The sequence below is a fragment of the Eisenbergiella porci genome (assembly GCF_009696275.1).
In the GTDB taxonomy this organism is placed as follows: Bacteria; Bacillota; Clostridia; order Lachnospirales; family Lachnospiraceae; genus Eisenbergiella; species Eisenbergiella porci.
In genome coordinates this window covers 40,785-67,113 of record NZ_VUMI01000021.1, presented here as the reverse complement: position 1 = coordinate 67,113, position 26,329 = coordinate 40,785, and the positions used below count along the sequence as shown (strand labels likewise).

Sequence of the window (26,329 nt, the reverse complement as noted above, 5' to 3'; positions counted from 1 at the left end):
TCCTTTTTTATAAATTCCCCCAACTTTTTTCATAAAACGGGTTGACAGACCGCTCAAAAAATGCGGCGCTCCGCGCCCTTGATCAAAAAGACATATCGTTCCGGCGCAGCCGGTACAGACGGCACGCCTGTTTATACCGCCGCTCAGGAACGGAAAAAACGTACCTGCGACTGCCTTGAAAAAGGAATACGGGACTGTAAATGCCCCCGTTCTTACAGCCAGCCTGACTGTAACATCGGATGGGATTCCCACAGGGGGTGTTTCTACTTCGGCTATGACCTGTATATGCTCACTGCCGCGGATTCGGAAAATGACCTGCCCATCTTCCCCTTTCTCGGCCCCGCCTCTAGGCATGATTCCTTCGGCTTCCTTTATAACTGGTATTCCATGAAGCAGTTCCTGCCTGAGGCGAATGTGGACAAACTTCTGCTGGATTCCGCCCATGATGCCATGGCTTATTACGAATACTGTCGCAAAAACGAAATTACTCCATTCATCGACCTTAACGGCAAAGGCGGCAGGCCACCTGTCTATAAGGACGATTTCACCATCAACGATGACGGTGTCCCGGTATGCAGGGAAGGGCATACCATGCGCAGGGACGGCACCGAATTCATAAAGTGCGGAACGCTGCAATAAGCGCGAGAAACTGGACTATAAACTGGAAGACGGCAGATACCGTTCATCCAAGATGTGGTACTGCCGCCTGTTCTGCATCATGATGTGTCAGCACCTTGATGCCTGGACTCTGCCAAAGACTTCCCGCCTAAAGGATCTCTTTGAGCAATCCGCTTAACTTCATAAGCAATACCATTATAAACCATGTCAGCGGCAAGGTCTACTAACCGCACCCTTTTTTCTCAACATTTATTGCATCTGTTCCATTCTGGATAATATCTACTTGTCAAGGTTCATCCGACTGGTGAATCTTGGTCGGCAGGCTTATGATTCCGAGAGCCTATATACAAATAAAATCATTTTAACATTATCCTGTAAAAACGCCATGTCTATATTCTTGCTTTTTTCTTGCATTTTCATCGGTTGTTTGTTCTGTACGTTTTCACTTTTCTGTTTTCCAAGGTATAGACGAGAGGCTGCATAATAACAAGGTTGAAATTATGCATTATTTAGGCTAATAAAGAGAACTATAAAACATATTTCTTGATATTGTGCACATAGTTGGTGTTGCCCTTCATGCAATTCATGACGCACTTAATAAATATAGGAACTGTCTAGCTTCAGGAGTTAGGATTTTTAATTGTCCTATGGCGTTAAACCGTCCGAAACACGTTCATTATTCAGTTATCAATTCAGTGGGCAGAACGCCTATTTTGTCATGCTGTATCCATAAGTTCGCATTTCTCGGATTTTCGACGTATGAAGGCTCACTCACGAGTAGTAAACCTGTAGTAAAATAAGGCTTTCAAACTTCCTAAAATTCCGATAGCACAAGGGATAATCAGATTTGATCTGATCCATGTATCCGTAAAGCAAATTGCCAATATTGAAAAAGGACAAATGAATCCGTTCTATTTAATTTTGAAGGCATTGGCAAAGGTACTGCCGATAGTGCAAGCAATGCCGGTGTTAATACACACCGACCCGCAGAGCGCAAAATCCCTCCGTGATTTTCCTCTCCGCTTGCTTGTTGAGGGCAGCGCCCCCAAGCCCCTTTGAACACAGAATTTTATTCTGTGGCTGCGCGTTCTGCGAACGCTTTTGACCAGGACCAGCTTACCGTTGGCCGTGGTCTTTTTCTTTTTCAACATCCTGTTCTACCTCCATTTTCAGAACTCGATCCACATTAGCCTTTGCCGTTAAAAGCTCCCGCATTTCCTCACGGGAACGCCGGTACTCGGCATAGGTCTTTTTCTTTTCTTCCAGCAATTTCGCGTACTCCGTCTGCAACTCTTTGACCTTTGGCAGCTTCTTGACGCCCATCTCATCAAAGGCATTCTTGGCAGCCTGATGGAGCAGAATTTCTTCCTCATGTTCTGCCCGGAATTTCTTAGAGTAGCCTGTCTTGCGGTATGCTACATAAACCTCACGGGTCTTGGCATAATTTACGATGTGGGTACGCAGAACGGCGATCTCTGCCATGCGCTGTTCAGCCGCCTTGATCTGCGCTGAAAGCTCATTGTGATGTGCCGTGGCAGCCGTAGCCTTTTCTTCCAAAACCGCGTACTCCAGCAGGTTATACTCTGACAGGTAATTCATGGTCTGCGCCATTTGCTTCAGATTGAAAACCTTGGCCCACCGAGCATAGCCAGCACCTTTTCCTGCCTGCAATTTTGCCTGAATGTCCACCAGAAGATTGACCTTCGGCGGCTCTGGCTGTGCGACCGTTTTTTTCGTGGGGTATGCGCTTTCTTCCCAGAGAGAACTGCCTGCAAATCCTCCAATCCATATCCTTCGCCCAGGCTGTCCATGCGGGCTGTTTTTTCCCAACCAGGGAGCTTGAACCGCCGTTCCCCAAGCGCTTCTGTGAATACCGCGCCAAAAAACTTCCTGATCGACACAATGTCCTGGACCGGCAGATGTCCCGGTGTGCCGACTGCAACTGTACCGCGTCTTTTAAGACATCATCAAACAGATCCATCATCAAAATCCCCCCATCCTGACACAAGCATGATCACCAGCCGGTCGTTGGATGCTTTTAGTTCCCTTGTAAGGTCGCCTTTGTTCTGGAGATACAGGAACGAGCTTTCCGGGCTGCTGTCGCCCCTCCAGTACTGGATACTCCCGATATCCTCGCCCCTGAGCACGAGCTGTACCGTGAACCAGTGGCGCAGCGCATGTGTCCCAAGCTGGTTCTCATACAGGAGCTGCCCATAAAGCCTCAGTTCCGGGGAAAGGAACTCCCTGTGCAGCTCATATGCCTTGCAGAAAGCTTCCAGGAATGCGGGGTAGACACCCTGCCTGCGCTCTTTCTTGATCATCCCGACTTCGACATCATCATCCCTTATCCGGATTTCCTGCGTGACATCGACCACGGCGCTGACCACGCGCCCTCCAAGCTCGGTGAATGTGATTCCCCTCCCAAGGGGGCTGCATTCCTGCCGCACACTGCATACTTCCCCGGAGCGCAGCCCTGCAAATGCCTGCAGGCAGAGTCCGAAAGCGATGTCCCTGGCATAGCGGAAGGCCATCGGAACCAGGATTTCAAAGACTTTATAAGGGATATCCCGGAAGATCTTTTTCCTAACCGGCATCCCGGACACCTGGAATAAAGGGACCGCTTTAAAGAAACGCCGCCCATGTCTGTCATACGCAACTTCGTCACAGTACAGGCTCTTTCTGGTGACCTTCATGAAACCACCAAACTTCCATGAAAGGTTTGCCATAAAAGCAGTCACCGCGCCGATACATTTGGTGATGCTGTCCCTTCCCCGGTACTCCCCGTCCGCTTTCTTTTCTGCTGTATAATGGTCGAAGTATTCCTGCAGCATCTCCGCCGTAATGCCGAACACATGGCGGATCCCGAACCTCCTTCCATGATCCACCAGGACATAGTTGAGCATCCCACAGATGTAATACAGCTTCTTCTCAGCATTTGACGAGATCGGCTTATACACCTTAAAGCCCGCGTAGTCCTGGAGCCGTGTGAAACGGATGATGACACTATAACCGTTCCGCAGCACTATGAATGACCGGGCATAGACCACCCCGTCCTCCGTCGCTGTCCTGATGGTATACACTCCATACCTCTGGACCTGTTCCGGTCTTTCCTCCGGATTCATTAAATCCAACATTTACTGTTACCTCCTTTTCCCCGCCTCATGACGGGATCAGGCAACAGTATAACAGACAGCGACAAAACTCTCTAATGCCTGTAAATATGCGGCTTCCGGGAGATGATGGGGTTTTGTCGTTGCGGTTTGGGGGAATTTGTTAGCCGGAATCTGATTAATAAATAGGTTTGTCATGTTACATAGGCATACAAAAGCCGGAACAATATGCCGCCCGGTTTCTGGGGGCATGATTCCGGCTGTCCTCCTTTTTCATTATTTTTCTTGCGATTGTCCGCTTTGTACGCCAATGGCCCGTAGGGCAGATGCGGCGAATAGATAAGATCACTCCCTTCAAAAGCGGAACTAAGTTAAGCGCCCTTTGTGTCTACTTCATATACATCGCAGACCTCATTGGGCTTGAGTTTCAGCCTTGCGGACAGAAATGCTTCAATGTCAAAAGCGTTCTTGTCATCTGCGTCGGCAGTATACCTGAAATTGGGGTGCTTGGTGATGTCGTACTTATCCGAAAGGAAAGGCCGCACACCACGCAGCTGGAGGTCGTCATCAGCACCGGCACATCCCGGTCAAGCAGGGCATTGGCGATACATCCGGCGAAAAAGGACTTCCCAGTTCCCACATCTCCGAACAGCAAAAGCCCAGTATTGTTTTTATATGCCTCTTTCCAGTTCTCCACATAGGCGCGGGCTTTGTCCATCAACGGATTTTGGCCGTTGTCGTTGGCAAAGGTGTAGTCATACAGATAACGGTCTTGTAGGCCCTGCGATTTCCGACGCTTGATACGCTCCATACGGCGCTGGCGTTCCTCGGCGGCCTTTCTCTGTTCCTCGGCTTCCCTCTGGCACTGGCAGATACAGCGGGGCATGAAGTAACCGGGCTTTCCAAACCTCGGCACAATGGTCTGGCGCTGGCCCTTGCATTTTTTACAGTGGATAAGGCCGTCTGTCGGGTCTATGTATTCATCCTCGGCAAGTTCCACACCGGCGGCGGCTTTGTCGATGATAGCGCGGATTTCTGCGGTAATCTCTATCATACGGTTTCATCCTCCTTTACGCTGTAATCCCGGTTACGGGTGGGCGGAGCCGTCTTTTTCGCGTCCTTGCTGGCCCATCGCCGGATAGTGGCGGCATGGTTCTGATACCGCTTGCCGGTGGACGCCATGTACTCGGACAGCTTTTCGATGTATTGGCTCCATACGGTGGGAAAGTCAGCCTGCAAGTCGGCCAGTTCTCCGGCAGAAAGAAATACATTCCGGTAACGGCCATAGGCGCGGGCGGGTTGTCCCTTCTTTAACTCTCTCTCTACCTTTACCTCTATCTCTTTCTCTAACTCTATCTCTATCTCTGGTGGACGAATGTCGGACAAATGTCCGCTGTTTGTCCGGGGCGCGGAAAGCGCCTTGTTTTGGAGCCTTGCGGCCCGCTTTCTCTCGGCCTCGGTAGAGGACTGGCCGATCAGCAGCTCAATGTTGTTCATGTAGTAAGCCCCGCTGTCCAGCAGTTCCACAAGGCCCAGTTTGAGAAAAATCTACAAGGCTCGTTCTACGGTGCCGATCTGCTGGCGAGTAATGGTGGCAATCATCTGGGCGGTGTAGGGAATGTCCTCGTCAAGCTGGAGCCGCCCGCCGTTTTTCAGGGATTTCAGATACAGTTTCAGCAGGATATTGGAATAGAGAACGCGTCCGGCGCACTCCGGGCAGTATTTGGCCCGGTTGGAGCCGGGGGTGAACAGCGCACCGCATACAACGCACTTCTTCGCGTCCAGCCGGTGGAACAGGGCCGTTTCCAGTTCCTTGTCCAGCGGCAGCACCGCCGCCTTAAACCACCGGCACAGCAGGGATCAGGAAATAGACTGGATGCAGACACATTCCTCCCCATCGTCCAGCGCAATACAGTTTCCGCAGTCATAGTTACAGCACTCATGCACCAGACGCCGCGCCCGCCGGTACTGGTGGTAGTCCATGACGGGGATAGGGTCAGGACTGTTCTTCTTCATGCTGGCACTTCCCGCACCCGCCGCAGCTATGACAGTTCCGGCAGAAATGGGTCTCCGGCTCCGGGGCAGTCGGCGGCTCCAGGCGGCCCGCCGGTTCCGGCTGTATCAGGTCAAGGGGCAGGCGGATGGTAAGATTGACAGTAACAAGATAATGGGTAGCGGTCATAAGCAATTCCTACTTAAATTTTTGTGAATTTTACGGCTATTGAGTTGATTTTGCAATGCAAATAGCATATACTATAAGTGCAATAAACTTGAAAGGGGTTGATACAATGGCAGGCACTACGAATTTCAGCGTCCGCATGGACAGCGACATCAAAAAGCAGTGCGAAACGCTTTACGGCGAATTGGGGATGAACCTCACCACCGCCATCAATGTTTTCCTGCGCCAGTCGCTCCGCGCCGGTGGCTTTCCCTTTGAAGTCAGGCTGGAACAGCCGAACAAAGAAACCATCGCCGCCATGTTGGAGGCGGAACGGATCGCGCGTGATCCCAGCGTGAAGCATTACTCCGATGTAGAAGAAGCACTCCGGGAGCTGAAACAATGAAGCGCGATATTGTCTGGACGAGGAGCGTTCCATAGTAGCGGCGCATATTCCGCAGCCCCCGGCGGATGGCGACGCTGACCTTGCTGGTGCTGACCCGCTCCCGGCGGGAGATTTCCGGCTATATGGAGAGGCGGGCAGCTTGTCCGCTGTCCGCTTCTCCGTGGGATAAGGGATAAATCCCTTTCACTTGGTAGCCTGAAAAGGGGTCATTCGTATAGTCTGTTTTTGAAAATTTCTAAAAATTTTTCTCACGCCCTCAATAGAAAACTGAACCGCGCTCTTGGAGCAGCCGCAAAGCGCGGCAATCTCCGAAAAACTCAAACCGTCCAGCGCATAAAGCAGGAACCGGCGGCGCTGGGCCTCGGTACAGGTGTCCAGAACGGCCATGAGTTCATCCAGTGTTTCCATGCAGCACAGGTATTCCTCCGGCGTTTCGCCGTAAAGCCCTATGCCCTTGGCAGCTACTATGTATTCGTCAAACTCCCGTCCATCCCAATGCCGCCGCTGTTCATGGGACAGGTTTTCGGCCTTGTGGTCGGCCCGGTCAAGATATTCATAGACTTCCAGCGTGACCTCGACAGTCACAGCTTGTCCGTTATAGTTGATGGTGACTTCCATCTGCCTTTCCTCCGTTCAGATTTTTTCGGGAAAATCTGAACGGGGCGGCGGGGAACGGCACCGGAGACATAGAAAAGCGCCCGGACAGCATGAAGCTATTCGAGCGCAAAAAGTACGGTATTTAGTTAAATTGTGACGAGTTTCGCACCGGCTGTCAGACGGGGACTGTACGGTAGCTGCGCTTTTTTTGAAAATAGCGCAAATGTCGTCTGAATTTGTCGGCGGTCAGTGTGTTTCATGGGCGGCTCCCTCCTAAAGCCGCCTTTTTTCAGCGTCGGGTTGAGTAAGCCAGACGCCAAAAAACTGGCCCTCCAAAGAAACGGAAGGCCAGCCTCTAACGCTTGCTATTTAATGAAATTATTGTTGGAGGTTAATTGTGTCTACGATTGCCATTCTGCTGATTTGCCGGATGGGGCGTCTAATCGCAATCGTCGCAGACGCAAGGCAGAGGAACACGATCAAAAGAAGTGAACCCACAGGGATTTGCCATGCAGTTCCCCATTTATCTGCAATTAAAAACTGGAACATCAGCTTGTTCAGCGGCAACCCCAAGACGCTTCCAACAACACAGCCAAGTATTGCATAGGTAAAGGCTTCCGCCGCAATCATCTTATAAAGCTGATTTGTCCCCATTCCGATAGAACGCATAATGCCGTACTGCCTTGTTCTGGACGCTACACTGGCGTTCATGCTGTTAAAAATATTAAACACTGTGATAAGTACAATAATGATGAGGAAGCCATAAATAAACACCGCGCCTGTATAGTAGGAACTTTGGGACTCGGAATTGGTAACTCTCTTGTCTGAAACAGTGCTGTCGGATGGGATCATGCTCCGTATTGTGGAAACAGTATCATCCCCACCAGCAGAAGAAAATTGAACATCAATCGTCGTATAGCCCAAATCGCCAACCAAAGCGGCAAATGTCTGTTCCGAGCAAATCATATATCCACTACTGCCTGCACCGTTGACCGCACTGGCCGTAGCCGTTGCCAGTATTCCGGCAATCGTTACCTGCTTATCACCGGAAGATGTATGAAGGACTACGGTATCCCCAACATTCCAGTTTACGCCATCCTGATAAGTAACCAGAACACGATCTGTATTTTCCATAGCAGGCGTGATACTGCCCTCATTTAATTCTTCTTTCGCCCACCCGAATTGGTTATCATTGTAGGAAATGAGTGTGACGGTTCCTTCTCCCACATCAGAGGAAACAGAAAGGCCAGCCTTTTCCATACGGCCAAAAACTTTGTCAACACCTTCCGTTTCGCTGATCTGTTCCACCAGCGACTTGTCCAGCGGTGTATTTCCCATTGTAATAGTTACATCCGCTGCCGATGGAGAGAGCGCAGGCATCCCCTGATTGAGAAAGACTACCATTACCTGAAACGACAGGAACATCATAATACTGATAGCAAACGAGCAGGTCATAAGGAATACATTCTTTTTGCCGGATAGTGCATGGAAAATTCCCATGCTGGTTTCAATGTGGAACAGCTTTGTATTTGCAGCCCTCTTGTTCTGCGTAAGCTGTGTACTACCGCTGATTGCAGTTACCGGCGATACTTTAGAAGCCTTTTTCGCCGGGGACAAGGATGCCAGCAGTACAATCAGAAAACCGATCACCGCACCAGCAATCAGACCGCTTACACTGAACTGAAAAAGCGGTATCTCTGAAAAGCGTTCCCCGCTGATGGATTTCAGCAAAAGGCAGGCACACCATGTAATGATCTGCCCGGCAACCAGCCCAATCGGTACGCCCTTCATACTTTGGCGCAACCCTTGAAGAACAACGAAGTGCTTTACCTGTGCTTTGGATGCTCCCAGACACCGCAAAAGGCCATAGAACTGAACCCGTTCCAAAACATTTGTGTTAAAGCTGGCGGCAATCATTACTGCACCGGCAATCAGCACCAAAAGGACAAGAAAGCCTGCAACGATGTATAGGGACTGCATTGTGCTGTTCTCACTTTGTCCCATTAATCCAAGGAGCGCTGTATTTTCGCTTACCTGACTGTCTGAAAGGCCATATTGCGCTTTTATTTCATTCATGGCCTTCTGAATGTTTACGCCATTTTTGAACTGAACGCGGAAAGTAGTTCCGTCTTTGGCATTTTCATCCGCAATTTTGAGAAAGCCGTCCTCGGTCAATACCATGCCATATACATCCGCTTTAAGCAAACTTCCCATATCGGCAAGGACGCCGGTAATGCGGTATTCCCGGCTGGAACCGTCCGGCACTGTAACAGTTACGGTGTCGCCAACCACAAGGCCCAATTGTTCCAAAGCCGATTTATTTAGTAATGCTTCATCGGGCAGGGTAGGGTATGAACCGCTTTCCATATCCATTTCTGTCAAAGTTGAAAAGGTGTCCTCATTCGCACCTGCGAAGCTGACCGCTTTGGAGCCGATAGCGCCGGTAGTTCCCTGATAAGTCCATCCGCAGAGGGCAACATCTATCCGTGCTTTTACGAGTTCCGCCGTCTGTTCACCAATATCGGTCAGACTGATATGGTATTCACCATTCGTCTTGATAAAATAATTTTTCTGTGCACGCAGCGCCATATCGGCCATGCTGAAAATAGCAGTTACCAGCAATACCGAAAGGACAATGCAGAGAACCGAAATCCGATTGTTCTTGCGGTGTACCTTTTCATACTGCGGTACCAATCCAAGATAGCTTTTCAACGTGACGACACCCCCAAATCTTTCAGCACGCCATCGGTCATACGGAACACGCGATCTGCTGCGCTGGCGTGATTTTTGTTGTGGGTAATCATCAAAATAGTCTGTTGATACCTGTCCGACATGGTTTGCAGTAAAGCCAAAACTTCCTGACTGTTTTTGTTGTCCAGATTTCCGGTCGGTTCATCTGCCATAATCAGGGCGGGGCGTGTGACCAATGCCCGTCCAATCGCCACACGCTGCTGCTGGCCGCCGGAAAGCTGGCAGGGAAGGTGCTTTCGGCGCTCGCTCAACCCAAGCACCTGCAACAATTCGTTGACGAACTTTTGATTTGGCTTTTTATAGTCAAGCAGCAGCGGAAATGTGATGTTCTGTTCCACATTCAGTTCCGGGATTAAATTAAACGACTGGAAAATAAATCCGATGTGCTGCCGCCGGAACACAGTTAATTTCTTCTCCGGCATCGAAAAAATATCCTGTCCATCAATCCATACCTTGCCGGAAGTGGCGCTGTCCAAAGCGCCGATCACATTCAGCAAGGTACTTTTGCCGGAACCCGACTCTCCAATGATAGCGATAAACTCACCCTTACGGACAGAAAATGATACATGATTCAAAGCGTGAACTTCTGTTTCGCCTGTGCCATAGGTCTTGCACAGGTCTTGTACTTCAAGAATATTCATATTCAAAACCTCCTTACAGACACATCATACTCCCCATGACTTACTTTTAAGTGAAATCTATCTTACTCATCTGTAATGTTTAGAAAATTCAATGTAAAAGTGGTTCCTGCGCCTAAACTGCTGGTTACGGAAATGGTTCCGCCGTGAGCTTCTACAATAGATTTCGCCAGCGGCAGCCCCAAGCCGATTCCGTGAACATCCGAAGAAAAACGACTGCGGTAAAACCGTTTGAAAATGTTATATAGATCTTCCGGGTGTATTCCTTTTCCATCATCGGAAATTTCAATCTGTGTCATTAAAGGAGATTGGCTCCACTTTACCCCAATATGACCGCCGTTCTCTGTATGCTCCAAAGCATTTTTTACAATATTGCTGATAGCTTCCGATACCCATAGGGCATCGCATGATAAAACAATATCTTCTTTGCCGGAAAGCATAATTGTTTTATGCTCCCGTTCTGCTCAAGTTTCAAAGCGTTCCAGAACATCCTGCATAAGAGCAGAAAGATTTTTCGGGGCCTTTTCCATCTGGATAATTCCTGCGTCCAGCCGCGCCAGTTTCAGTAAGGTGTAAATCACATCTTCCATCCGCTTAATCTCTCTTTGAGATTTTTCGGTGAAGCTGCTCACAGTTGCGGTATCATCTTTATGGCTCGCTATAATCTCATGGTACATTTTTAAGGCAGACAGCGGCGTTTTAATCTGATGTGATACATCCGAAATAATGTCCTGCAAAAATTCTTTGGTCTGTCGCTGGTTCTTGGCATGAGCAGAAAGGATGGTTGCCATTTCATTGATGGCATGAAAAAGGCTGTACCAGTCATCAGTCTGGGAACATTCGATACGGGACGTGGTATCGCCATCCAGAAATTGTCGGATGGTATTTTCAGCGTTACTGAAAACCCTATGCTGGCGATGGAGATAGAGAAACAGCGATAAACAGATTACTCCAAACAGGAAAACCAACAGCAGAAATACAGAAAGCATCATCTGATTTCGGTACGTCTGAACAGCAGACAGAAAACGTATGGAAACCGTTTCATCATATCCAACAGAAGCCAAAGCCTCCCTGCCGCATTCCATGTCATTCTCGTTTGGCTGTGAAGTGAAAGCGGAAATTGACAATTCGTTTTCATTGTTTAACAAATGGCCTGCGATACCATAATCATGGAGTAATAATTCCTGCTGAAAATTTTTTGCCAGAAGTGTGGCAATCCCTCCTTCCAAGAGAAAGGAAACGAGGCAGATAGCAGTAACAGCGATTAACAGTGTCTTTGTTTCTTTCCCTAATTTACCCATAAATCCGCCCTCACTCAACAACCCACTTATATCCAATTCCTCGTTCGGTCAGCAGATATTTGGGCGCATTTGGTGTATCTTCAATTTTGTTTCGTAGCCGCCGGATATAAACGGATAAAGTATTATCATCTACAAAATTCCCGTTGCCATCCCACATCCGGTCTAAAATCATTTCCCGCGGCATGAGATGATTAGGATTTTGCATGAACAGACACAGCAATTTGTACTCTACCAGAGGCAGATCAATAGGCTCGCCATTTTTCCAGGCAAGCCTTTCGGCGGTATCTATGCGAATACCGTTTGCTTCTAAAGTAGTATCTGCTTTGGAAAATTTCAACGAACGACGTAGAATAGCCTTAATTCTGGACAGTAGTTCATTCAGCTTGAACGGCTTTGTAATATAATCATCAGCCCCCATATCAAGGCCCCGGACAATGCTGATTTCCTGATTGGACGCTGTCAGAAATATAATCGGGACAGTTGAGTTAGTACGCACCTCTTTGCAAATATCGAAACCGGTTCCATCTGGTAGTGTAACATCCAGCAGCGCCGGATATTTGGAAGTTGCTGGTATTTCTCATTGCATATGTCATTCCGGAGGTATGCCATGAGGGAAACTGATTTTGCACGATATCTGACTCAATTCCTATCCATATACCTTCCTGGTCAGGTTGGAAGTAAACGTAATACCCAACTGGCATACAGGGATTCTTTTTCGCTATTTCTAAAATACTGTAGAGACCAGAAAAACCTATCACCTGAAAAGTTGACCATTGCCCAAGTAGATAAAGAACTGGTTATATGTTTTCTTCAATGGCTTGAAGAGGAACGTAATTGTAAGGCTGCTACTAGAAATCAGCGTCTTGCGGCTATACATTCTTTTTTCAGTTTTTTAATGGTGGAAGAACCACAGTATATCCAACAATGCCAGAAAGTTTTGTCTATTCCTATGAAAAAGACAGATAAGCCACCTCTAATGTATCTTCCATTAGATAGTATTAAAGGGTTACTTGAACAGCCTGATAGAGCACCAACTCAGGGTAAAAGAGATGCTGTATTATTATCTCTTTTATACGATACCGGTGCCAGAGTTCAGGAACTGGTGGATTTAAAAGTATGTGATGTTACACTAAACGATACCGTTACAATCACACTGACAGGTAAGGGTGGGAAAAGTCGCATTGTTCCTGTGATGAAGCCGACAGGAGAACTTCTTAAACAGTACATTGAAAGTGCTGGATTATCTTCTCCTGTATACAGTCGAAATCCTTTATTTACGAATCGAGGTAATAAACCTTTGACAAGAGCTGGCGTAACATACATTTTAAAAAAATACGCTGGTCAGGCTCAGGCTACAGGGGCAAAGGACATTTCTGATGAAATCACTCCCCATTGGCTGCGCCACAGCAAGGCGATGCATCTGCTTCAATCAGGAGTAAATCTTGTTTATATAAGAGATCTACTTGGTCACTCTGATATTTCAACAACAGAAATCTATGCAAGAGCAGACGAAAAGATGAAACGCAAAGCATTAATGGAAGCCTATGACAGTCCAACATCTGAAGATTTACCAACATGGAAACAAGATAAAGATCTTCTCGACTGGTTGAAATCACTGTAAGAGTTTCACCGAATTATGCAAAGTAAAACGAGTCCATACCACAAGAAGTCTAATAAAGTATGGACTCAACTTTTCATTATAACTTACTTTTCATAACCAACGCCGCCCTTCTGGTTGGCGATGGCGATGATTTGCGTGTTCATTGACTTCACCTCATTTCTGATTATTGCTGTTGCTTCTGGAAATAGAAAAAGCCGCCACTCCAAAATAAAAAGTGAAGTGACGGCTCTTTCTATCGCCGGAATTCCTGAAATGAAAAAAGCACCCAGGCATTTTATAATGAGTGCTGTATCAAATTAATATTCAATTATTCAAATTTGGTCAAACTATGCCAAACTGCCACAGCCAAAAACGAGGGGAGGGAGGAACGAAAAGCACCCCAAAAATCGGCTCTCGGTTGTCCTATAATTTAACCGCTAACCCCTTTTTTACCCCAATTTTTGCCGGTTGTCCTATATTTAACCACTAAAAATTGGGTGAAAACGGCTCTCGATTTGCCAAATTTGGTCAAACTATATCAGCCCGTTTAGATACAGTAAAACCCCGGAAAACCTTGATTTTCCGGGGTTTTTGAACCATTTTGATACGGTTTGAACAGCAGATTATCTCTTGCTGAACTGAGGTGCGCGACGAGCTGCCTTGAGACCGTACTGCGCGAGTTTTTGAGCTGTTTTTCCTTGATATTCCGGGCTTTTCCGGCTTTCTGCTTCTCAGTTATCCGGTATGCGGACCATAAAAAACAGCCCTTTTTCATTCAGCAATAGCCTGATGAAACGCACCGTTTACTACCCCAAACAGCTCTTCGGGTTTATTATACTTCACTTTTGCATAGATGTCCATAGTTGTTTTGCTGTTTTCGTGTCCGGCAAGGTATTGCACTGTCTTTGGATCGACACCCGCATAAAGAAGATTGGTGATGTAAGTGTGCCGCAGCTGATGGGGCGTCACATCGAAGTCCAGCGTATATTTGATTTTGGGTTGATTCTTTTGGGTCATGCCCAGCGTTGGAGTAACCGTATATTTGATACTCTCCCCATTTACATACTTATAATAGTTTCGGGGCTTAGTGGAGCGGACAACTACATACTGCCATACTCTTTGAAACTGCGAAGCAGCCAGTGGTTCTCCTTTGCTGTCAGCGATCACATAGTCTGATATGGAATTTTCTTTCGCTTCTCTCAGACAATCCACCAAACACTTCGGTATCGGAATATCCCTTTTTGCTGCCGGAGTCTTTAACACCGTAGAGACTACGGGCCTGTTATGCTCTGTACGCCATGCCCGCCTTACTGATAGATACGGGGTGTTCTCATCCAAAAATACACAATCCCATTGCAGTGCAAGGATTTCTTCCCGGCGCAGACCGGAATACAATCCAAGCATAATAAATAGGTAGGGGGGAAGCCCTTTGACCGTATCCAGAAGCACGGCTACCTGCTGATCTGTCAATGCCTCTCTCTTTTTTGCGGGCTTTCCGCCCTTGCCCGATATTCCCACACAGGGATTGTGTTCAAGAATTTGGTTTCTCTCTGCCGCGTAAAAAATGCACTTGAGCAGCATATTAACCTTGTTGTATAAGCCTTCCGATTTCTTTGACAATGGAACAAGTGCCAGCCGAATATCATCAGCGGTCACTTCTTCCATATACATCTCTCCCAGGGGCTTGATGACATAGTTTTGCATATCCCTCGTATAACCTCTGAGTGTAGACGCATACACCTTTGCCGACTGCATCAGCAGCCACTTCTCGCAATACTCGGCTACCGTTGGGTGCTGCCGGCGGAAGATGATTTCCTCCACCTGTTGTCGCGCCTCTAATTGTTTCTCATACAGTTCCTCGCAAGTTGTGGCATACAAACTTACCTCCTTGCCATCTGCATCCTTAATCCTGGTTCTGTAATACTGGATTCCTTTTAATGTAATCGTCCCATACTTCGGGATCATTGTTTTCTTTTTTGCCATCTTTGATCGTCCTTTCTTGATAATGTGTAGTTCCCGTATCTACACTCTCTTTTTATCAGAAAGCCTCCATTTAATCAAAGATACGGCCGGTATAAAACAAAGAGCGAGACATCCTTGCCTCGCTCCTGCGTCACTTCCTATTTTGTTATTACTGTGCAGCGTCCCAACTTGCAAACGCGCAGCTCATTGATCTGACCAACTCATCCGGCCTGTTATACTTAACCTTTGCATAGATGTCCATAGTAATCTTGCTGCTTTCATGGCCTGCCAGGTATTGAACCGTTTTGGGATCTACCGATGCATGAATGAGGTTGGTAATGTAAGTATGCCGCAGCTGATGGGGTGTTACCTCGAAGTCCAGGCTGTAAACCACTTTTCCGTTATGAGCGGCCTTTTCTCCCAAGACGGGTGTGACAGTATGCTTTACTCTTTTTCCATCTTCATACCGGTAATAGCTTCGTTCCTTGACCGTTCTCGTAACAATATACTGCCACAGCCGCTTAAACTGCGTATAGGACAGCGGTTCGCCATCCCTGTTTGAAACTACATACTCCGAAGTCGAAGTTTCTTTTGCTGCCTTCAGGCACTCGGCCAAACAAACAGGGAGAGGGATATTTCTCTCCGCAGCCTTGGTTTTCAATTCATCTGAGATGACTGGTCTGTTATGTTCTGTGTGCCATGCCCGCCTTACCGTCAGATATGGAGTATCTGTATCCAGATATACAGAATCCCATTGCAGCGCAAGAATTTCTTCCCGCCGTAGTCCCGCATACAAACCAATCATGACAAACACATACGGCGGTAAATCCCGGATAGCATCCAAAAGGCGCTCTGCCTGTTCATCTGTCAAAGCCTGGCGTTCCTCTTGGGGAACTCCTCCACCTTTTGTAGTCAGATAAATCGTCGGGTTATGGTCAATGATCCTGCTTTCCATCGCTGCGCGAAAGATAGACTTATAAAGGATCACCACAGATTTATAAACCGAAGCCGATTTCTTGGAAACCGGAACAAGGGCAAGTTGAATATCATCCAGACTAACCTCTCCTATCCGTTTATCTCCTAATTCCGCTATAATATGCCGCCTGACCTTTGAGGTGTAATCCGTCAAGGTAGTAGCTCGTATATGAACCGACTGCATCAGCAGCCACTTTTCACAATACTCTGCAACCGTGGGCGTTTTTCGATGAAAAGTGGCATTCTCAATCTGTTCCAACGCAAGCGTTTCTTTGTTATATAATTCTTCAGGTGTTTTTGCGTAGAGAGCTACGAGCTTTCCATTCGCATCTTTGATTCTGGTCCTATAATATAGGACACCTCTTTTCATGACTGTGCCATATTGAGGAAGTATTATTTTTCTATTTGCCAATTCCTCCACCTCCTAAGAATAATTTCCAGCGCTGTACCTTTGTTTTATCAGACCTCTCTGATTCCATCAAGGATACGGACCGGCTCACGATCTTCCGCTTCGAGGCTTACGGTAAGTTGTGCTTCTCTCAACTGGCTTTGCTCTGTGCGTGCATTTTGCGATATACTCCTGGAGACCTGCCGCAGTAAAATACACACAGCCATTCTGAACATACTGCACATAAGAGATCAAGCCGTTGTTACGGGCGGCATCCAGCGTTGCTATGCTGATTCCTAAGATTTCAGCAGCTTCTTTTCGTGTAATGAGTTTTTCCATAGACTATATTCCCTCCAATCTGTCAAGGTTATCATCGTGCTTTCAAAATCACATGAATACGCTGGCAGCCGAAACTGCCAGCGCATGGTATCTGATTTTGAATAGAAAACGGCCACCAAAGAGAGTAATCGCTTCCTATTTTAATATGACTCAATTCTCGCCATATTTGCCACGCAACCCTGACGATGGGAACATAGCAGGTCTCCGCTGGCGCGGTTGTCATAACTCCGCAGCGTCGTTTTACTCGTGCGCCGCAGGGTTTCCCCCAAGTCTTTAGGAGGCCGTGAGGAAGTATCTTTAAGCCCCCGTGCAATCCTCGCGCCGGATCTGCCACCATCCGTTTTGTGGAATCGTAGATCGCTCCTAAGCAGCTTTGTTCATCACCTCCCTGACTGCTCCATCTTCGCGACGTTCCACACTCGCTCGTACACGGGTTATGTACCTGTTATGCTGTATATGAAATTGTCAAAGTGCTGTTGAAGGGGGAAACTTGTCCTTTTAATAGTAATGAAAAAAAGAGCAATATTTTCGCTATGCTAATCAAACTTTTTCAAATTTTTAGCCAGCCATTTCAAACCGCGTTGGATGCTGTCATACACTCTACTGAGATCAACGCCTTCTGTCTTGGCAATTTCTTTAACTGTCATACCCAGATAAAACCGAGCATAAATCCTCTTTGCCTGCTTCTCCGGTAAGGCCATCACCGCAGCATAAAGCTGCTCTCGAAGCTGCTTTTCCTCTAAGAGTATTTCTGGTGTCGGCGGCTGATACACTACCTCTTTTTCTATACCATTATCACAGTCCAAAGAATAGTACGCTTTGTAGTTATACATCTGGCGCTGGCGTGCAGCTTCTGCTCGCTTATCTGTCAGGAATACCTCTTGTACTTCACTGCTTACTTCTATAAAAACATCCGTTTTGTATATATCAGGATACAACTCCCTAAGATTGACTTTCTTCATTATGTACCTCCATTTCGATTCATGGGCGATTGACGAGTGAATCGAAATGAGGCGGGGATCGGCAGCGACATACTTCGGGAGCTTTCCCGAAAAATCGACAATAAAAAGCGCCAGCTCTCCGCAATGGGAAACTGGCGCGACAAAAATACCTACTATTCTTCTGATTTAGATGGAACGATAATGCTGATAGATAGCCATACCTCCCCGGAGGAGGGACAAGACTTTTTTTAATTGATGAAGCTCATGGGTGCTATGAATGACGATAATTGCCATAGCGGTATCCTCCTGTGTACCGCCCTCTTAATCGCATGAGCATCGTCGGAAAAACAAAAAGAAACGGCGGCTCTGATTTCTCAAAGCTGCCACTTCATAGGTGCATAGAAATGTGTCTGCTGTACGACGGCTTTTTTTCTTTTGCCGTCGTTCGGCAGATTTAATCACATTTTCTATCTTACTTTTGATTCTATGATAAAGACCAAATGTTACAGAAATCTCCTAACCGCTTTCTTTTTCAGCAAGAAAACAGGCTGAATTGCTTCATTTTTGTAGCAATTCAATTTTTATCTCATTTCAGGTCGAAGAATAACCCGTTTGAACAAGAACATCGTTGCACCAAAATAGGTCAGGTAGATTGCACAGAATAGCAGGATCGTCACCAGGCCATAAAGGGGTACAAGCCCCTGCTGCAAAATTGCCTCTCCAAAAAAGAACTGCGCCCCTGCTATCAGCAAAACCGTTAGTAAAAGAGGGAATAGCAGTGGGATCAAAAAGACTGTGGACAGTTCCCTACGGATTAGGGAAGCCTGCCTATGACCCGGTACACCCAAACGGTCAATGACCGCATAATTCTTCTGGTTTTTGTCTATGGCAGAAAGCTGCTCAAATGCAAGAACCGAGCAGGATAGGATGATAAAAATAATGCTTAAATACAATCCGCAGAATGAAATCGCTGTAAATCCAGTCAGCGAATTGGCAATACCCCACGCCTTTACTGTAACACCCATCGTTACTTTTTCCGGGAGCTGCTGACCGGACTGCAATTCCGGCTGCCATTTCCCACTGTTCAGGAATTGTTTCAAGTCGCTTTTTAATTCCGGGTATCCGCCATCTTCCAGTTTCATCGCCAGACGGATTTTTTCTCCGACTAATTGTGAAGCTGCTTCATCCGGCAGAACAAGCACATATCCCTTCGTTCCGGCCATTTGATACTGCTCCATCGGCTCTGTCAGGATCGGTGTTTCCGCAACGGTCAAGGTCCGACCATTTAATGTGATCTCCGGCTGTTGCTCCAAGCCCTGCCGGATTCCGTCCATATAGTTCCATGTATCACAATGAACCAAAAATTCGTTGTTGCCCATGACAATAGGAGAAAGCCCCAGGATTTCACGCAGGTGGTTATAATCGGACAAGGACAAGGCTTCGATTGATTTTTCAGGAACCACATACAGATAATAGATCACAGAATCCTCGACTTCACAATGCTCCTCCGTAAAGGAAACGATGGAATCCATGCTGGATTTTTTCAAAGGTGCATCAATCGCCACGCCTGCATCATAGGGATAATAGGCTTTCATATTGGCTTTGTAGCCTGCCCCCATGGTAAGCCCCACAAACATGGTTGCCAAAGATATGGTCAAAAGGATCGCCACCACAGCCATTGTCCGGCCAGCAGAATGGATGCGCCGCCCAATCTGCCCCAGGAAGAACAGATTTTCTTCTTTGTACTTATGGCGCAAATTTTGTTTTGCAAATCGGTGCAGCAAAAGCGGAATCTGGCGATGCAGCTCGTAAACACCCACCAGAATGAGCAAGCAAGCTCCGCCAAGGTACAAAAATGCTTCATTGGTTTGTGTCTGAAGCATCCGCCCAAGCAAAATCACGCCTGTAACCATTGCAGCGATTGAAAGCAATACTACCAGAAGACTACGACTGCATGATTTGAAACGGTATTCTTCATTCTTGCGGTTATCATACAGCAGATCGATCACTTTCTGATGCCGGATAATCTTTGCCGCTCGGAGCATCCCCAAGCCATACATCAAGGCAAAAAACAAAAATGTTACTGTCCATGCCTGGAGAGAAAAAGAAACCTGATAGGTATGCGGCACCTCAAAGATATTTTTTACCACCTGATTTAGCAAACCGGAAAGCCCTGTGCCAACCAAAGAACCAAGCAGAAAGGCCCCTGTACCGATGATACTGTTTTCAGCAAGGAACAAATTACGTACTGTCTTTGCTTCCATGCCAATCAGTTCGTAGGTTGCAAATTCCTTTTTCCGTCGTCCCAGCATAAAGCGGATCGCATAACCGACCACAAACGAGGACATAAAAGCAACCAGAGCTGACATAAGCAGAATTCCAGTAGTCAGCATCGACATATTTTCTGCCATAGCAAGAACATCTGATGAAAAGCCTAATGCCAAAAATGAGTACATCAATGCCGCAGTCAAGGTAAGCGTCACAAAGTAAATGATATAATCCCGCAGGCTTCTGCGGATATTTTGAATGGCTAACTTCCCGTACACACATCTTCCTCCCATCACCTTACGCTATCGGAACTGCTGCGAATCGAACGCTGGAACAGCAGCCATGTACTGAGAAAATAGCAGCTCAGAAGCAAGGCGAAAATCCCGACAATGATACCTATTTGCCGCATCAAGGCTCCAATGCCGATATAAGTAGAAATTTCAACAGAAGCACTTTGCAGAAAATAGCCAAGCACAACCATTGCTACAACGATTGCCGATGTGATCGGCAGCCCAAACCAAACACCAAGCTGCTTTAGAGCCAAAGTATGAAGTTCTTTCTCTTCCACTCCCATTTTTCGCAGAACCGAAAACCTATAATGATATTTTTCTGCATCCAAGAGCTGTTGGAGAGCCAGCACGGTAAGACACATCACCACCAGAACGATTGCACTGTAGATCAAGGACGCTTTCAGGATAAAGTTCAGGGCGATTGTGCGGTTTACCTCCGTGGTATGGATTGTTGTACTATAACTTGGCAGATTGTCTTTACCGGGGTCCTCTGGGTAAGAACGCACAAGGAGCTGCTCCAGCGCTTCTGCCGCTTTAAATGGAAGTGGAGATTGGGTCATCACAAACCGGTTGGTCTGAACCGGAAGCAAGGCTTGCGCTGCCTGGTCAGGCACAATATACACCACATCCGTATAAAGATTGTAGATGGATTCCCCCACAGGCTCTTGAAATACTGCGTTTTCACTAAGTTTTAGTGTGCCAGCATCAGTTTCCAGCACAGTGTGAGCAGCGATGAATTTTTCAATATCCTTGTCCTCCGTTGCACGATGCCAGTGCGTGGCAAATTCATCTGATTTTAGGATGATTGGCTCATATCCCAACATTTCCCGAACGGCGTTATAATCTGACAGCGAAATTGCCAAGGGAGGAAAATCGTACTTTACCCGCTGGTGAAAGGAGTCCCGTTTCGGAAGATACTCTGAAAAAGTCAAATCATTCTTTATCGAAATCTTGTTTTCCTCTATGAAGTCGGTAATTTCCCAATAATTTGTATCCGGAAGATTTTCCAGGTCATAAACATCGTTGTAGCGGCTTGAAATTTGAATATCATAGACAGCACGACTGTCCAGATAGCCAAGACTCCATCCTGTTAAAATCGGTGCAATGACAAACAGACAGATAGAGAAGGTCAATGTCACACAAATTACAGTCATCGTTTTTGTATTGGTAGCAAGCTTAGACGAAAGCTGTCCAAACAGAAATAAATTTGTATTGTGATATTTGTGAGACACTTTAGATTCTTTCCAGTATAGGAGCGCTGCATTCGATAAATAAATAACTGCGGCAATGATAAACAAAATATCCGCAACTCCAAACATCAAATATTGGTTCAGGGTTGGGGCATCAAATCCCAGAAAATAGGTGTTTTCCAGCTTTGCGATGGAAAAAGTCGGTATAGCGGTCAATACTGCACCAGCCAAAAGCCCGCAAAGGTATCTGGAAAATCCTATTTTTTTGTGTCGAAAAGCACCTGTTATTCCCCACAGCAGTGTCAGTGCAGGAAAAAGGATATTCCCCCAATACATGAGTTTTACCGGAAGCGGGTGTCTGGAATCAAAATAAAAATGATATTTTACAATGCCCACTTCCAGCATCCATAATAGCAGGACGCCATAGAACAGACAGATCATCGGCATCCATCTGCTTTTATGAAGAGGCTTTTCATTCTGACGGTTTGCCGTCATAAGCTCGATAATCCTGCTTTTATTGAGAATTCTGACATTTCCAATCCCAATTAGAATCTGACAAAAGGTAAAAAATCCGATTGTCAGCAGAACGGTATCCGGGAAAAATGACCAGGAAAAGGTGTACGGTTTCCCAAAAGATACAAGCAGCATAGCCGTAATGACCTGGGAAACAATCATTCCCAGAAGGATACCCACCGCTACAGAGAATATAAGCAAAAAAAAGGTCTCGCTAAAAAAGAGCATCCCTATGGTTCTTTGTTCCATTCCCAATGTTGCCTCAACCGCAAACTCCTTCTGTTTTTTTCTCAGCATGAAACGATTGACATAGTGAATCAGGAACAACAGAAGCAGACTGATTCCGCAAATCGCCAGTTTCATCCCTCCAGCCAGCAGGGAAATGTTATATTCAGCGCCGATATTCGGATGATAGTAGCTGCTGGTGATAGACAAAAACGCATAAAACAAGGTGACACAGAGTGTCATGGTCACGATGTAGATCAAATAGTCCTTTACAGACCGCTTCGCATTTTTAAAAACAAGTTTAGCGTACATCATTCATGCCCCCTCCCATCATGGTGAGGACATCCAGGATTTTTTCAAAGAAAGTCCTGCGGGAATCACTGCCTTTGAGAATCTCTGTAAAGATTGTCCCGTCCCTCAAAAAGAGAATACGATTGGCATAGCTTGCCGAGAAAGCGTCGTGGGTCACCATCAGGATCGTGGCCCCCAGCTCTTCGTTGATACTCTGAATCGTAGAAAGCAGCATCTGGGAGGAGTGACTGTCTAACGCGCCGGTAGGTTCGTCCGCCAAGATCAGCTTAGGCTGGTTGATAATAGCTCTGGCACAGGCGCACCGCTGCTTCTGGCCGCCGGACACCTGATAGGGGTATTTGTCCAGAATATCCGTGATATTCAGCTTTCCGGCCATTTCCCGCACCCGCCCATCAATCTCGCCTGCGGGAACCTTGTTGATGGTCAGCGCCAGAGCTATGTTTTCCGAAATGGTCAGCGTGTCCAGCAGGTTAAAATCCTGGAACACAAATCCAAGATTTTCCCGGCGAAACCGGGCAATCTGTTTTTCGTTGATTTCTGTCACATCGGTCCCATCCAGATAGATATGCCCCGCACTGACGGTATCAATGGTAGAAATGCAGTTGAGCAAGGTAGTCTTGCCGGAACCGGATGCTCCCATGAGCCCTACAAATTCTCCCTCTTGAACGGAAAAGCTGATGTCCTGAATGGCTTTTGTAACATTCCCGCCATTTCCGTAATATTTTTGGATATGATCCAGTTTCAAAATTTCTTTCATTGTTATCACCTCTTGTCTCTATTGTAAGATAAGAGCGGTTTCGTTTGTATCAAGTTTTCTTACAAAGTTCTAACAAAAATGTAAGAAGTGCAGAACGCTTTTCAGTCCTGCACTTCATGAATCAGACAGTTGATGTGAAAAGAAAGGGAAACGGCTGTGCCATATTCCGACGACTCTGCTGCAATGCCAATGCCCAGCTTTTCACAAAGCCGTTTGCACAGATACAGACCAATCCCCGTGGACTGCTGGACCATACGACCATTCTGACCGGTAAAGCCCTTTTCAAAAATGCGGGGCAGATCGGACGCAGCAATCCCGATTCCATTATCCTCCACGACAAGGACAACCTGATCCTGCCGTTTATGAGTAGAAATGCGGAGAACCGGCTGTTCAGTACAATACTTGACCGCATTGGCAATCAGTTGATTTAGGATAAAACGCACCCACTTTTCATCTGAATAAACCGTGTCCTGCATTTCCTCCACTTCCAGGCGCATACCACTTTGGAGCAGCAGATATTTGTTATCTGCAATCGCCTGATGTACCACTTGGGACAGCGCCATTTCCCGGACAGAATAATCTTTCTCTGTATGTTCGCTGCGAGCGTAATAAAGAGCCTGTTCGGTAAAGCGGTTGGTCTTTTCCAGCTCCAACAGAAGTTCCTTTGTCCAGTCCGTCCGATGGTTTTCACATAGGAGTTTCATGGCAGTAATGGGCGTTTTGATTTCGTGAATCCATTGTTCAATGTATTCCTTGTACTCCAGGCGTTCCCGCTCGACCTCTCCAATCTGCTCCAACATGGATTTTCCGGCCATTTTCAAAAGCTGATAGTAAACCTGATCCTCGGCCTGTTCCGGCAGTTCCATCACTTCGGAAATGAGGTATCTTTCGGAAAGCTGCTCCGCCATATCCAGAAGTTTTTTCATCTGCCGTTTCCGTTTCCAGTAAGTAAGGACAAGTCCAGACAGCAAAATCAATGCCCATACGATCAGGAGCAATACTACTGCGGAAACCGAATTGCCGCACACCAGAAGAAATACAGTGAGTGCAGCCATACAAACAAAGTTCGTCAGCAGAAATGGCAGCCTGTTTTTCCAATATCGTCTGCTGTTCATATCGTGTACCCTTGTCTGTGCTTTGTCTTAATAAAATCTGTCAGACCGATGCCCGACAGCTTCTCCCGGATGCGGTTGATATTGACGCTCAAAGCATTGTCATCCACATATAACTGATTGTCCCACAAATACTCAATCATATCTGCGCGAGAACAGATTTTTCCTCCGTTCTTGAAAAGGTAATATAGAATTTTCAATTCATTCTTGGTAAGTTCTACGCTCTGTCCATGATAGTCCAGACTGCTGGATTCCAGATGTAGCACTGCATCTCCATAAACAATCTGTTCCCTTTGCTGTGCGGGGTATGCTTTTTTCAGTAGGGAAGCGATTTTTGCAAGCAGAATCGCCGTGTTATATGGCTTCGTGATAAAAGCATCTCCACCCAGCATGATGCTATTCAGTTCATCCATATCCGTGTTGCAGCTTGTCACAAAGATGATTGGCAGTTCGGAGAAGGTACGGATTTTAGAGCATAAAGCAAAACCACTCTCTCCGGGCAGCTTGATGTCCAGCAAAATCAGGTGCGGCTGTTCGGCTTTGATTCGGTCGATCACATCAGAAAAATCTTCCGGAGCCGCCGTTTCATAGCCGTTGCTTTGCAGCAGCGTTTTCAATTCATTCCGTATTAACGGTTCATCTTCTATTATCAATATTTTTTCTTTCATATCAGCCTCCGTGAAGAAAAAGAACATCATATAATGTAGTTTCTCATGCTCTCCATTGACCTTTACATCAGGCAAATATATAAATGCAACCTTAATGCATTAAGAACTTCGCCTATCAACGAATGAGAAATACTAAACCTATATTTCTTCAACATCAATAACATGATATCCTTTTTGTTTTAATGCTTTTGCAAACAAGCCCATTCCAGAAATCAACTTTCCAGTGAAACTGCCATCATATATCTGATTAACACCACAGGTGGGACTTCTGGATTGTAATATAACTAAATCAATCTCTTCATTCTGAATTTCCGATAATGCAACAGATACTGCTTTATCATATTCTAAACTAACATCTGTTCCGTTTTCATCAACTACCCTCCCATCCACAATTTCTGCGCATGGTCTTGGTGTTTTCATCCCTGCTAATATTTCCGGGCAAATAGAAATAACTTCTTTATCTTTTAAGAAATTGACAGCCGCTATATTTTTGTTGTTTTTCCCATTATATTTACAGTTCACTCCCATAATACAGGCACTAACCAATACCTTCATATTTATCACCTCAAATTCTAATTATTTGCTTATCCAACCCGTGATAATTTTGAAAACCAATACTGCTCTTTCCATTCCTAAAAAAGACATTGTGACGAGACGATAGCTTTCCTTTTCCATTTCTTCTATTTTTTCATTGATTTTCACCGTCACATTTTCCACGGTAATTTCTTCTACTAATTCTGTCCGATACATCATATTTTTATCTCCTTATACGGGTCTAATTAAATCATGCTCAAGCAAAGTTTCAAATGTATTAACAGAGCCTCCATGTTCCACTATTTTTCCGTTTATTACTTTGTCAATATCAACACCTGTAAATACCAGCTTTTTATGTGTCGGTTTTATTCCTATCCATTCTCCCTCATGCGTACCTTCCATAATAAATTCGGAGATTACATAATCACCCTCAGCAAATTGTCGTAATATTTTTATCGTATAATCCGGGTATGTCTTTTTTATAGCAACAAGATGTTCTCTCATACCTTCTAATCCCAATGGCGTTTTTTCATTACCAATATTAAGGAGACAGTCTTGTGATATATACTGTTGGAGTTCTTGCAATAAGTTTTTTGATACAACTGCTTCATAGAAATACTTTACAATTTGTTTGTTTCCCATTTATATTCTAATCCTCCATTTTTGAATTACAGGG

Annotated in this window: 24 protein-coding genes and 7 pseudogenes; 5 read left to right on the top strand and 26 right to left on the bottom strand. The window is 46.1% G+C overall.

Going from position 1 to position 26,329, the window contains the following annotated elements:
- Window positions 1-78: 78 nt before the first annotated feature.
- Together FYJ45_RS30705 and FYJ45_RS33170 are read left to right on the top strand one after the other, a co-directional pair.
- A complete protein-coding gene (locus tag FYJ45_RS30705; RefSeq protein WP_235930805.1) occupies window positions 79-639 on the top strand; it encodes a hypothetical protein in 561 nt (186 codons plus the stop codon).
- Window positions 640-1,467: 828 nt separating this feature from the next.
- Window positions 1,468-1,569 (top strand): annotated as a pseudogene (locus tag FYJ45_RS33170) (XRE family transcriptional regulator); the annotation flags it as partial.
- A gap of 165 nt (window positions 1,570-1,734) precedes the next feature.
- Here the strand turns inward: FYJ45_RS33170 and FYJ45_RS13945 are convergent.
- The 7 genes and pseudogenes from FYJ45_RS13945 to FYJ45_RS13915 all read right to left on the bottom strand — a co-directional run.
- Window positions 1,735-2,465 (bottom strand): annotated as a pseudogene (locus tag FYJ45_RS13945) (relaxase/mobilization nuclease domain-containing protein); the annotation flags it as partial.
- 120 nt (window positions 2,466-2,585) lie between these two features.
- Window positions 2,586-3,752: a site-specific integrase gene (locus FYJ45_RS13940; RefSeq protein ID WP_154465143.1), complete on the bottom strand. Its 1,167-nt coding sequence runs from the start codon at window positions 3,750-3,752 to the stop codon at window positions 2,586-2,588.
- A gap of 347 nt (window positions 3,753-4,099) precedes the next feature.
- Window positions 4,100-4,288 (bottom strand): annotated as a pseudogene (locus FYJ45_RS13935) (VirD4-like conjugal transfer protein, CD1115 family); the annotation flags it as partial.
- 2 nt (window positions 4,289-4,290) lie between these two features.
- Window positions 4,291-4,782 (bottom strand): annotated as a pseudogene (locus FYJ45_RS13930) (ATP-binding protein); the annotation flags it as partial.
- Window positions 4,779-5,426: pseudogene (locus FYJ45_RS32215) on the bottom strand (phage replisome organizer N-terminal domain-containing protein); the annotation flags it as partial. The pseudogenes FYJ45_RS32215 and FYJ45_RS13930, both read right to left, overlap by 4 nt.
- Window positions 5,424-5,744: pseudogene (locus tag FYJ45_RS32210) on the bottom strand (cysteine-rich VLP domain-containing protein); the annotation flags it as partial. The pseudogenes FYJ45_RS32210 and FYJ45_RS32215, both read right to left, overlap by 3 nt.
- The gene (locus FYJ45_RS13915) at window positions 5,725-5,910 is read right to left on the bottom strand and encodes a hypothetical protein (protein WP_154465139.1); all 186 of its coding nucleotides are present in this window, start codon (window positions 5,908-5,910) and stop codon (window positions 5,725-5,727) included. The gene FYJ45_RS13915 and the pseudogene FYJ45_RS32210, both read right to left, overlap by 20 nt.
- A gap of 106 nt (window positions 5,911-6,016) precedes the next feature.
- Between FYJ45_RS13915 and FYJ45_RS13910 the strand changes: the two genes are divergently transcribed.
- Window positions 6,017-6,292: a type II toxin-antitoxin system RelB/DinJ family antitoxin gene (locus FYJ45_RS13910; RefSeq protein WP_154465137.1), complete on the top strand. Its 276-nt coding sequence runs from the start codon at window positions 6,017-6,019 to the stop codon at window positions 6,290-6,292.
- Window positions 6,293-6,314: 22 nt separating this feature from the next.
- Here the strand turns inward: FYJ45_RS13910 and FYJ45_RS13905 are convergent.
- The 7 genes and pseudogenes from FYJ45_RS13905 to FYJ45_RS13875 form a co-directional block, all read right to left on the bottom strand.
- Window positions 6,315-6,410, bottom strand: a pseudogene (locus FYJ45_RS13905) (RNA polymerase subunit sigma-24); the annotation flags it as partial.
- A gap of 65 nt (window positions 6,411-6,475) precedes the next feature.
- Complete coding sequence (locus tag FYJ45_RS13900; RefSeq protein ID WP_154465135.1) at window positions 6,476-6,910, bottom strand: RNA polymerase sigma factor; 435 nt, start codon at window positions 6,908-6,910, stop codon at window positions 6,476-6,478.
- Window positions 6,911-7,267: 357 nt separating this feature from the next.
- A complete protein-coding gene (locus FYJ45_RS13890; protein WP_154465133.1) occupies window positions 7,268-9,601 on the bottom strand; it encodes an ABC transporter permease in 2,334 nt (777 codons plus the stop codon).
- On the bottom strand, window positions 9,598-10,281 hold the full coding sequence (locus FYJ45_RS13885; protein ID WP_154465131.1) for an ABC transporter ATP-binding protein: 684 nt from the start codon (window positions 10,279-10,281) through the stop codon (window positions 9,598-9,600). Before FYJ45_RS13885 ends, FYJ45_RS13890 begins: the two co-directional genes overlap by 4 nt.
- 62 nt (window positions 10,282-10,343) lie before the next feature.
- On the bottom strand, window positions 10,344-10,718 hold the full coding sequence (locus FYJ45_RS30695) for a sensor histidine kinase (RefSeq protein ID WP_235930804.1): 375 nt from the start codon (window positions 10,716-10,718) through the stop codon (window positions 10,344-10,346).
- Between the two features lie 24 nt (window positions 10,719-10,742).
- Window positions 10,743-11,579, bottom strand: a complete 837-nt coding sequence (locus tag FYJ45_RS13880; RefSeq protein WP_235930803.1) for a sensor histidine kinase — start codon at window positions 11,577-11,579, stop codon at window positions 10,743-10,745.
- A 10-nt stretch (window positions 11,580-11,589) separates the two neighbouring features.
- Entirely contained in the window at window positions 11,590-12,123 is a 534-nt protein-coding gene (locus tag FYJ45_RS13875) for a response regulator transcription factor (RefSeq protein WP_330588669.1), read from the bottom strand.
- Between the two features lie 63 nt (window positions 12,124-12,186).
- Here FYJ45_RS13875 and FYJ45_RS13870 point away from each other — a divergent pair, with 63 nt between their 5' ends.
- Window positions 12,187-13,200: a tyrosine-type recombinase/integrase gene (locus FYJ45_RS13870; RefSeq protein WP_154465129.1), complete on the top strand. Its 1,014-nt coding sequence runs from the start codon at window positions 12,187-12,189 to the stop codon at window positions 13,198-13,200.
- A gap of 750 nt (window positions 13,201-13,950) precedes the next feature.
- Here FYJ45_RS13870 and FYJ45_RS13855 read toward each other — a convergent pair.
- The 4 genes from FYJ45_RS13855 to FYJ45_RS13835 all read right to left on the bottom strand — a co-directional run bounded on the left by FYJ45_RS13855 (window position 13,951) and on the right by FYJ45_RS13835 (window position 17,805).
- Window positions 13,951-15,162: a tyrosine-type recombinase/integrase gene (locus FYJ45_RS13855; protein ID WP_154465125.1), complete on the bottom strand. Its 1,212-nt coding sequence runs from the start codon at window positions 15,160-15,162 to the stop codon at window positions 13,951-13,953.
- A 148-nt stretch (window positions 15,163-15,310) separates the two neighbouring features.
- On the bottom strand, window positions 15,311-16,528 hold the full coding sequence (locus FYJ45_RS13850) for a tyrosine-type recombinase/integrase (protein ID WP_154465123.1): 1,218 nt from the start codon (window positions 16,526-16,528) through the stop codon (window positions 15,311-15,313).
- A gap of 84 nt (window positions 16,529-16,612) precedes the next feature.
- Window positions 16,613-16,843, bottom strand: coding sequence for a helix-turn-helix domain-containing protein (locus FYJ45_RS13845; protein WP_002571063.1), 231 nt, complete (start codon window positions 16,841-16,843; stop codon window positions 16,613-16,615).
- Window positions 16,844-17,379: 536 nt separating this feature from the next.
- Complete coding sequence (locus FYJ45_RS13835) at window positions 17,380-17,805, bottom strand: RNA polymerase sigma factor (protein WP_154465121.1); 426 nt, start codon at window positions 17,803-17,805, stop codon at window positions 17,380-17,382.
- A 36-nt stretch (window positions 17,806-17,841) separates the two neighbouring features.
- On the opposite strand from FYJ45_RS13835, the gene FYJ45_RS13830 reads away from it, so the two are divergent.
- A complete protein-coding gene (locus FYJ45_RS13830) occupies window positions 17,842-18,036 on the top strand; it encodes a hypothetical protein (RefSeq protein WP_154465119.1) in 195 nt (64 codons plus the stop codon).
- Between the two features lie 329 nt (window positions 18,037-18,365).
- Here FYJ45_RS13830 and FYJ45_RS13825 read toward each other — a convergent pair whose 3' ends face one another.
- The 8 genes from FYJ45_RS13825 to FYJ45_RS13795 form a co-directional block, all read right to left on the bottom strand.
- Window positions 18,366-20,330, bottom strand: a complete 1,965-nt coding sequence (locus FYJ45_RS13825; protein ID WP_321170236.1) for an ABC transporter permease — start codon at window positions 20,328-20,330, stop codon at window positions 18,366-18,368.
- Window positions 20,331-20,344: 14 nt separating this feature from the next.
- The gene (locus tag FYJ45_RS13820) at window positions 20,345-22,585 is read right to left on the bottom strand and encodes an ABC transporter permease (protein ID WP_330588664.1); all 2,241 of its coding nucleotides are present in this window, start codon (window positions 22,583-22,585) and stop codon (window positions 20,345-20,347) included.
- Complete coding sequence (locus tag FYJ45_RS13815) at window positions 22,572-23,339, bottom strand: ABC transporter ATP-binding protein (RefSeq protein WP_154465117.1); 768 nt, start codon at window positions 23,337-23,339, stop codon at window positions 22,572-22,574. Before FYJ45_RS13815 ends, FYJ45_RS13820 begins: the two co-directional genes overlap by 14 nt.
- 101 nt (window positions 23,340-23,440) lie before the next feature.
- A complete protein-coding gene (locus FYJ45_RS13810) occupies window positions 23,441-24,454 on the bottom strand; it encodes a sensor histidine kinase (protein ID WP_154465115.1) in 1,014 nt (337 codons plus the stop codon).
- Window positions 24,451-25,119 (bottom strand): response regulator transcription factor, encoded by a 669-nt coding sequence (locus tag FYJ45_RS13805; protein ID WP_154465113.1) that lies wholly within the window; start codon window positions 25,117-25,119, stop codon window positions 24,451-24,453. Before FYJ45_RS13805 ends, FYJ45_RS13810 begins: the two co-directional genes overlap by 4 nt.
- A gap of 138 nt (window positions 25,120-25,257) precedes the next feature.
- Entirely contained in the window at window positions 25,258-25,674 is a 417-nt protein-coding gene (locus FYJ45_RS13800) for a DUF523 domain-containing protein (RefSeq protein ID WP_154465111.1), read from the bottom strand.
- 21 nt (window positions 25,675-25,695) lie between these two features.
- Entirely contained in the window at window positions 25,696-25,872 is a 177-nt protein-coding gene (locus FYJ45_RS29590) for a hypothetical protein (protein WP_195841811.1), read from the bottom strand.
- 12 nt (window positions 25,873-25,884) lie between these two features.
- On the bottom strand, window positions 25,885-26,295 hold the full coding sequence (locus FYJ45_RS13795) for an ester cyclase (RefSeq protein WP_154465109.1): 411 nt from the start codon (window positions 26,293-26,295) through the stop codon (window positions 25,885-25,887).
- Window positions 26,296-26,329: the final 34 nt, after the last annotated feature.

Bases quoted from the DNA above. Each gene is read 5' to 3' on its own strand.
- FYJ45_RS13940 (WP_154465143.1), bottom strand. From the start codon at position 3,752: ATGTTGGATTTAATGAATCCGGAGGAAAGACCGGAACAGGTCCAGAGG.
- FYJ45_RS13915 (WP_154465139.1), bottom strand. From the start codon at position 5,910: ATGACCGCTACCCATTATCTTGTTACTGTCAATCTTACCATCCGCCTG.
- FYJ45_RS13910 (WP_154465137.1), top strand. From the start codon at position 6,017: ATGGCAGGCACTACGAATTTCAGCGTCCGCATGGACAGCGACATCAAA.
- FYJ45_RS13900 (WP_154465135.1), bottom strand. From the start codon at position 6,910: ATGGAAGTCACCATCAACTATAACGGACAAGCTGTGACTGTCGAGGTC.
- FYJ45_RS13885 (WP_154465131.1), bottom strand. From the start codon at position 10,281: ATGAATATTCTTGAAGTACAAGACCTGTGCAAGACCTATGGCACAGGC.
- FYJ45_RS30695 (WP_235930804.1), bottom strand. From the start codon at position 10,718: ATGCTTTCCGGCAAAGAAGATATTGTTTTATCATGCGATGCCCTATGG.
- FYJ45_RS13880 (WP_235930803.1), bottom strand. From the start codon at position 11,579: ATGGGTAAATTAGGGAAAGAAACAAAGACACTGTTAATCGCTGTTACT.
- FYJ45_RS13870 (WP_154465129.1), top strand. From the start codon at position 12,187: ATGAGGGAAACTGATTTTGCACGATATCTGACTCAATTCCTATCCATA.
- FYJ45_RS13855 (WP_154465125.1), bottom strand. From the start codon at position 15,162: ATGGCAAAAAAGAAAACAATGATCCCGAAGTATGGGACGATTACATTA.
- FYJ45_RS13845 (WP_002571063.1), bottom strand. From the start codon at position 16,843: ATGGAAAAACTCATTACACGAAAAGAAGCTGCTGAAATCTTAGGAATC.
- FYJ45_RS13835 (WP_154465121.1), bottom strand. From the start codon at position 17,805: ATGAAGAAAGTCAATCTTAGGGAGTTGTATCCTGATATATACAAAACG.
- FYJ45_RS13820 (WP_330588664.1), bottom strand. From the start codon at position 22,585: ATGATGTACGCTAAACTTGTTTTTAAAAATGCGAAGCGGTCTGTAAAG.
- FYJ45_RS13815 (WP_154465117.1), bottom strand. From the start codon at position 23,339: ATGAAAGAAATTTTGAAACTGGATCATATCCAAAAATATTACGGAAAT.
- FYJ45_RS13810 (WP_154465115.1), bottom strand. From the start codon at position 24,454: ATGAACAGCAGACGATATTGGAAAAACAGGCTGCCATTTCTGCTGACG.
- FYJ45_RS13805 (WP_154465113.1), bottom strand. From the start codon at position 25,119: ATGAAAGAAAAAATATTGATAATAGAAGATGAACCGTTAATACGGAAT.
- FYJ45_RS13800 (WP_154465111.1), bottom strand. From the start codon at position 25,674: ATGAAGGTATTGGTTAGTGCCTGTATTATGGGAGTGAACTGTAAATAT.
- FYJ45_RS29590 (WP_195841811.1), bottom strand. From the start codon at position 25,872: ATGATGTATCGGACAGAATTAGTAGAAGAAATTACCGTGGAAAATGTG.
- FYJ45_RS13795 (WP_154465109.1), bottom strand. From the start codon at position 26,295: ATGGGAAACAAACAAATTGTAAAGTATTTCTATGAAGCAGTTGTATCA.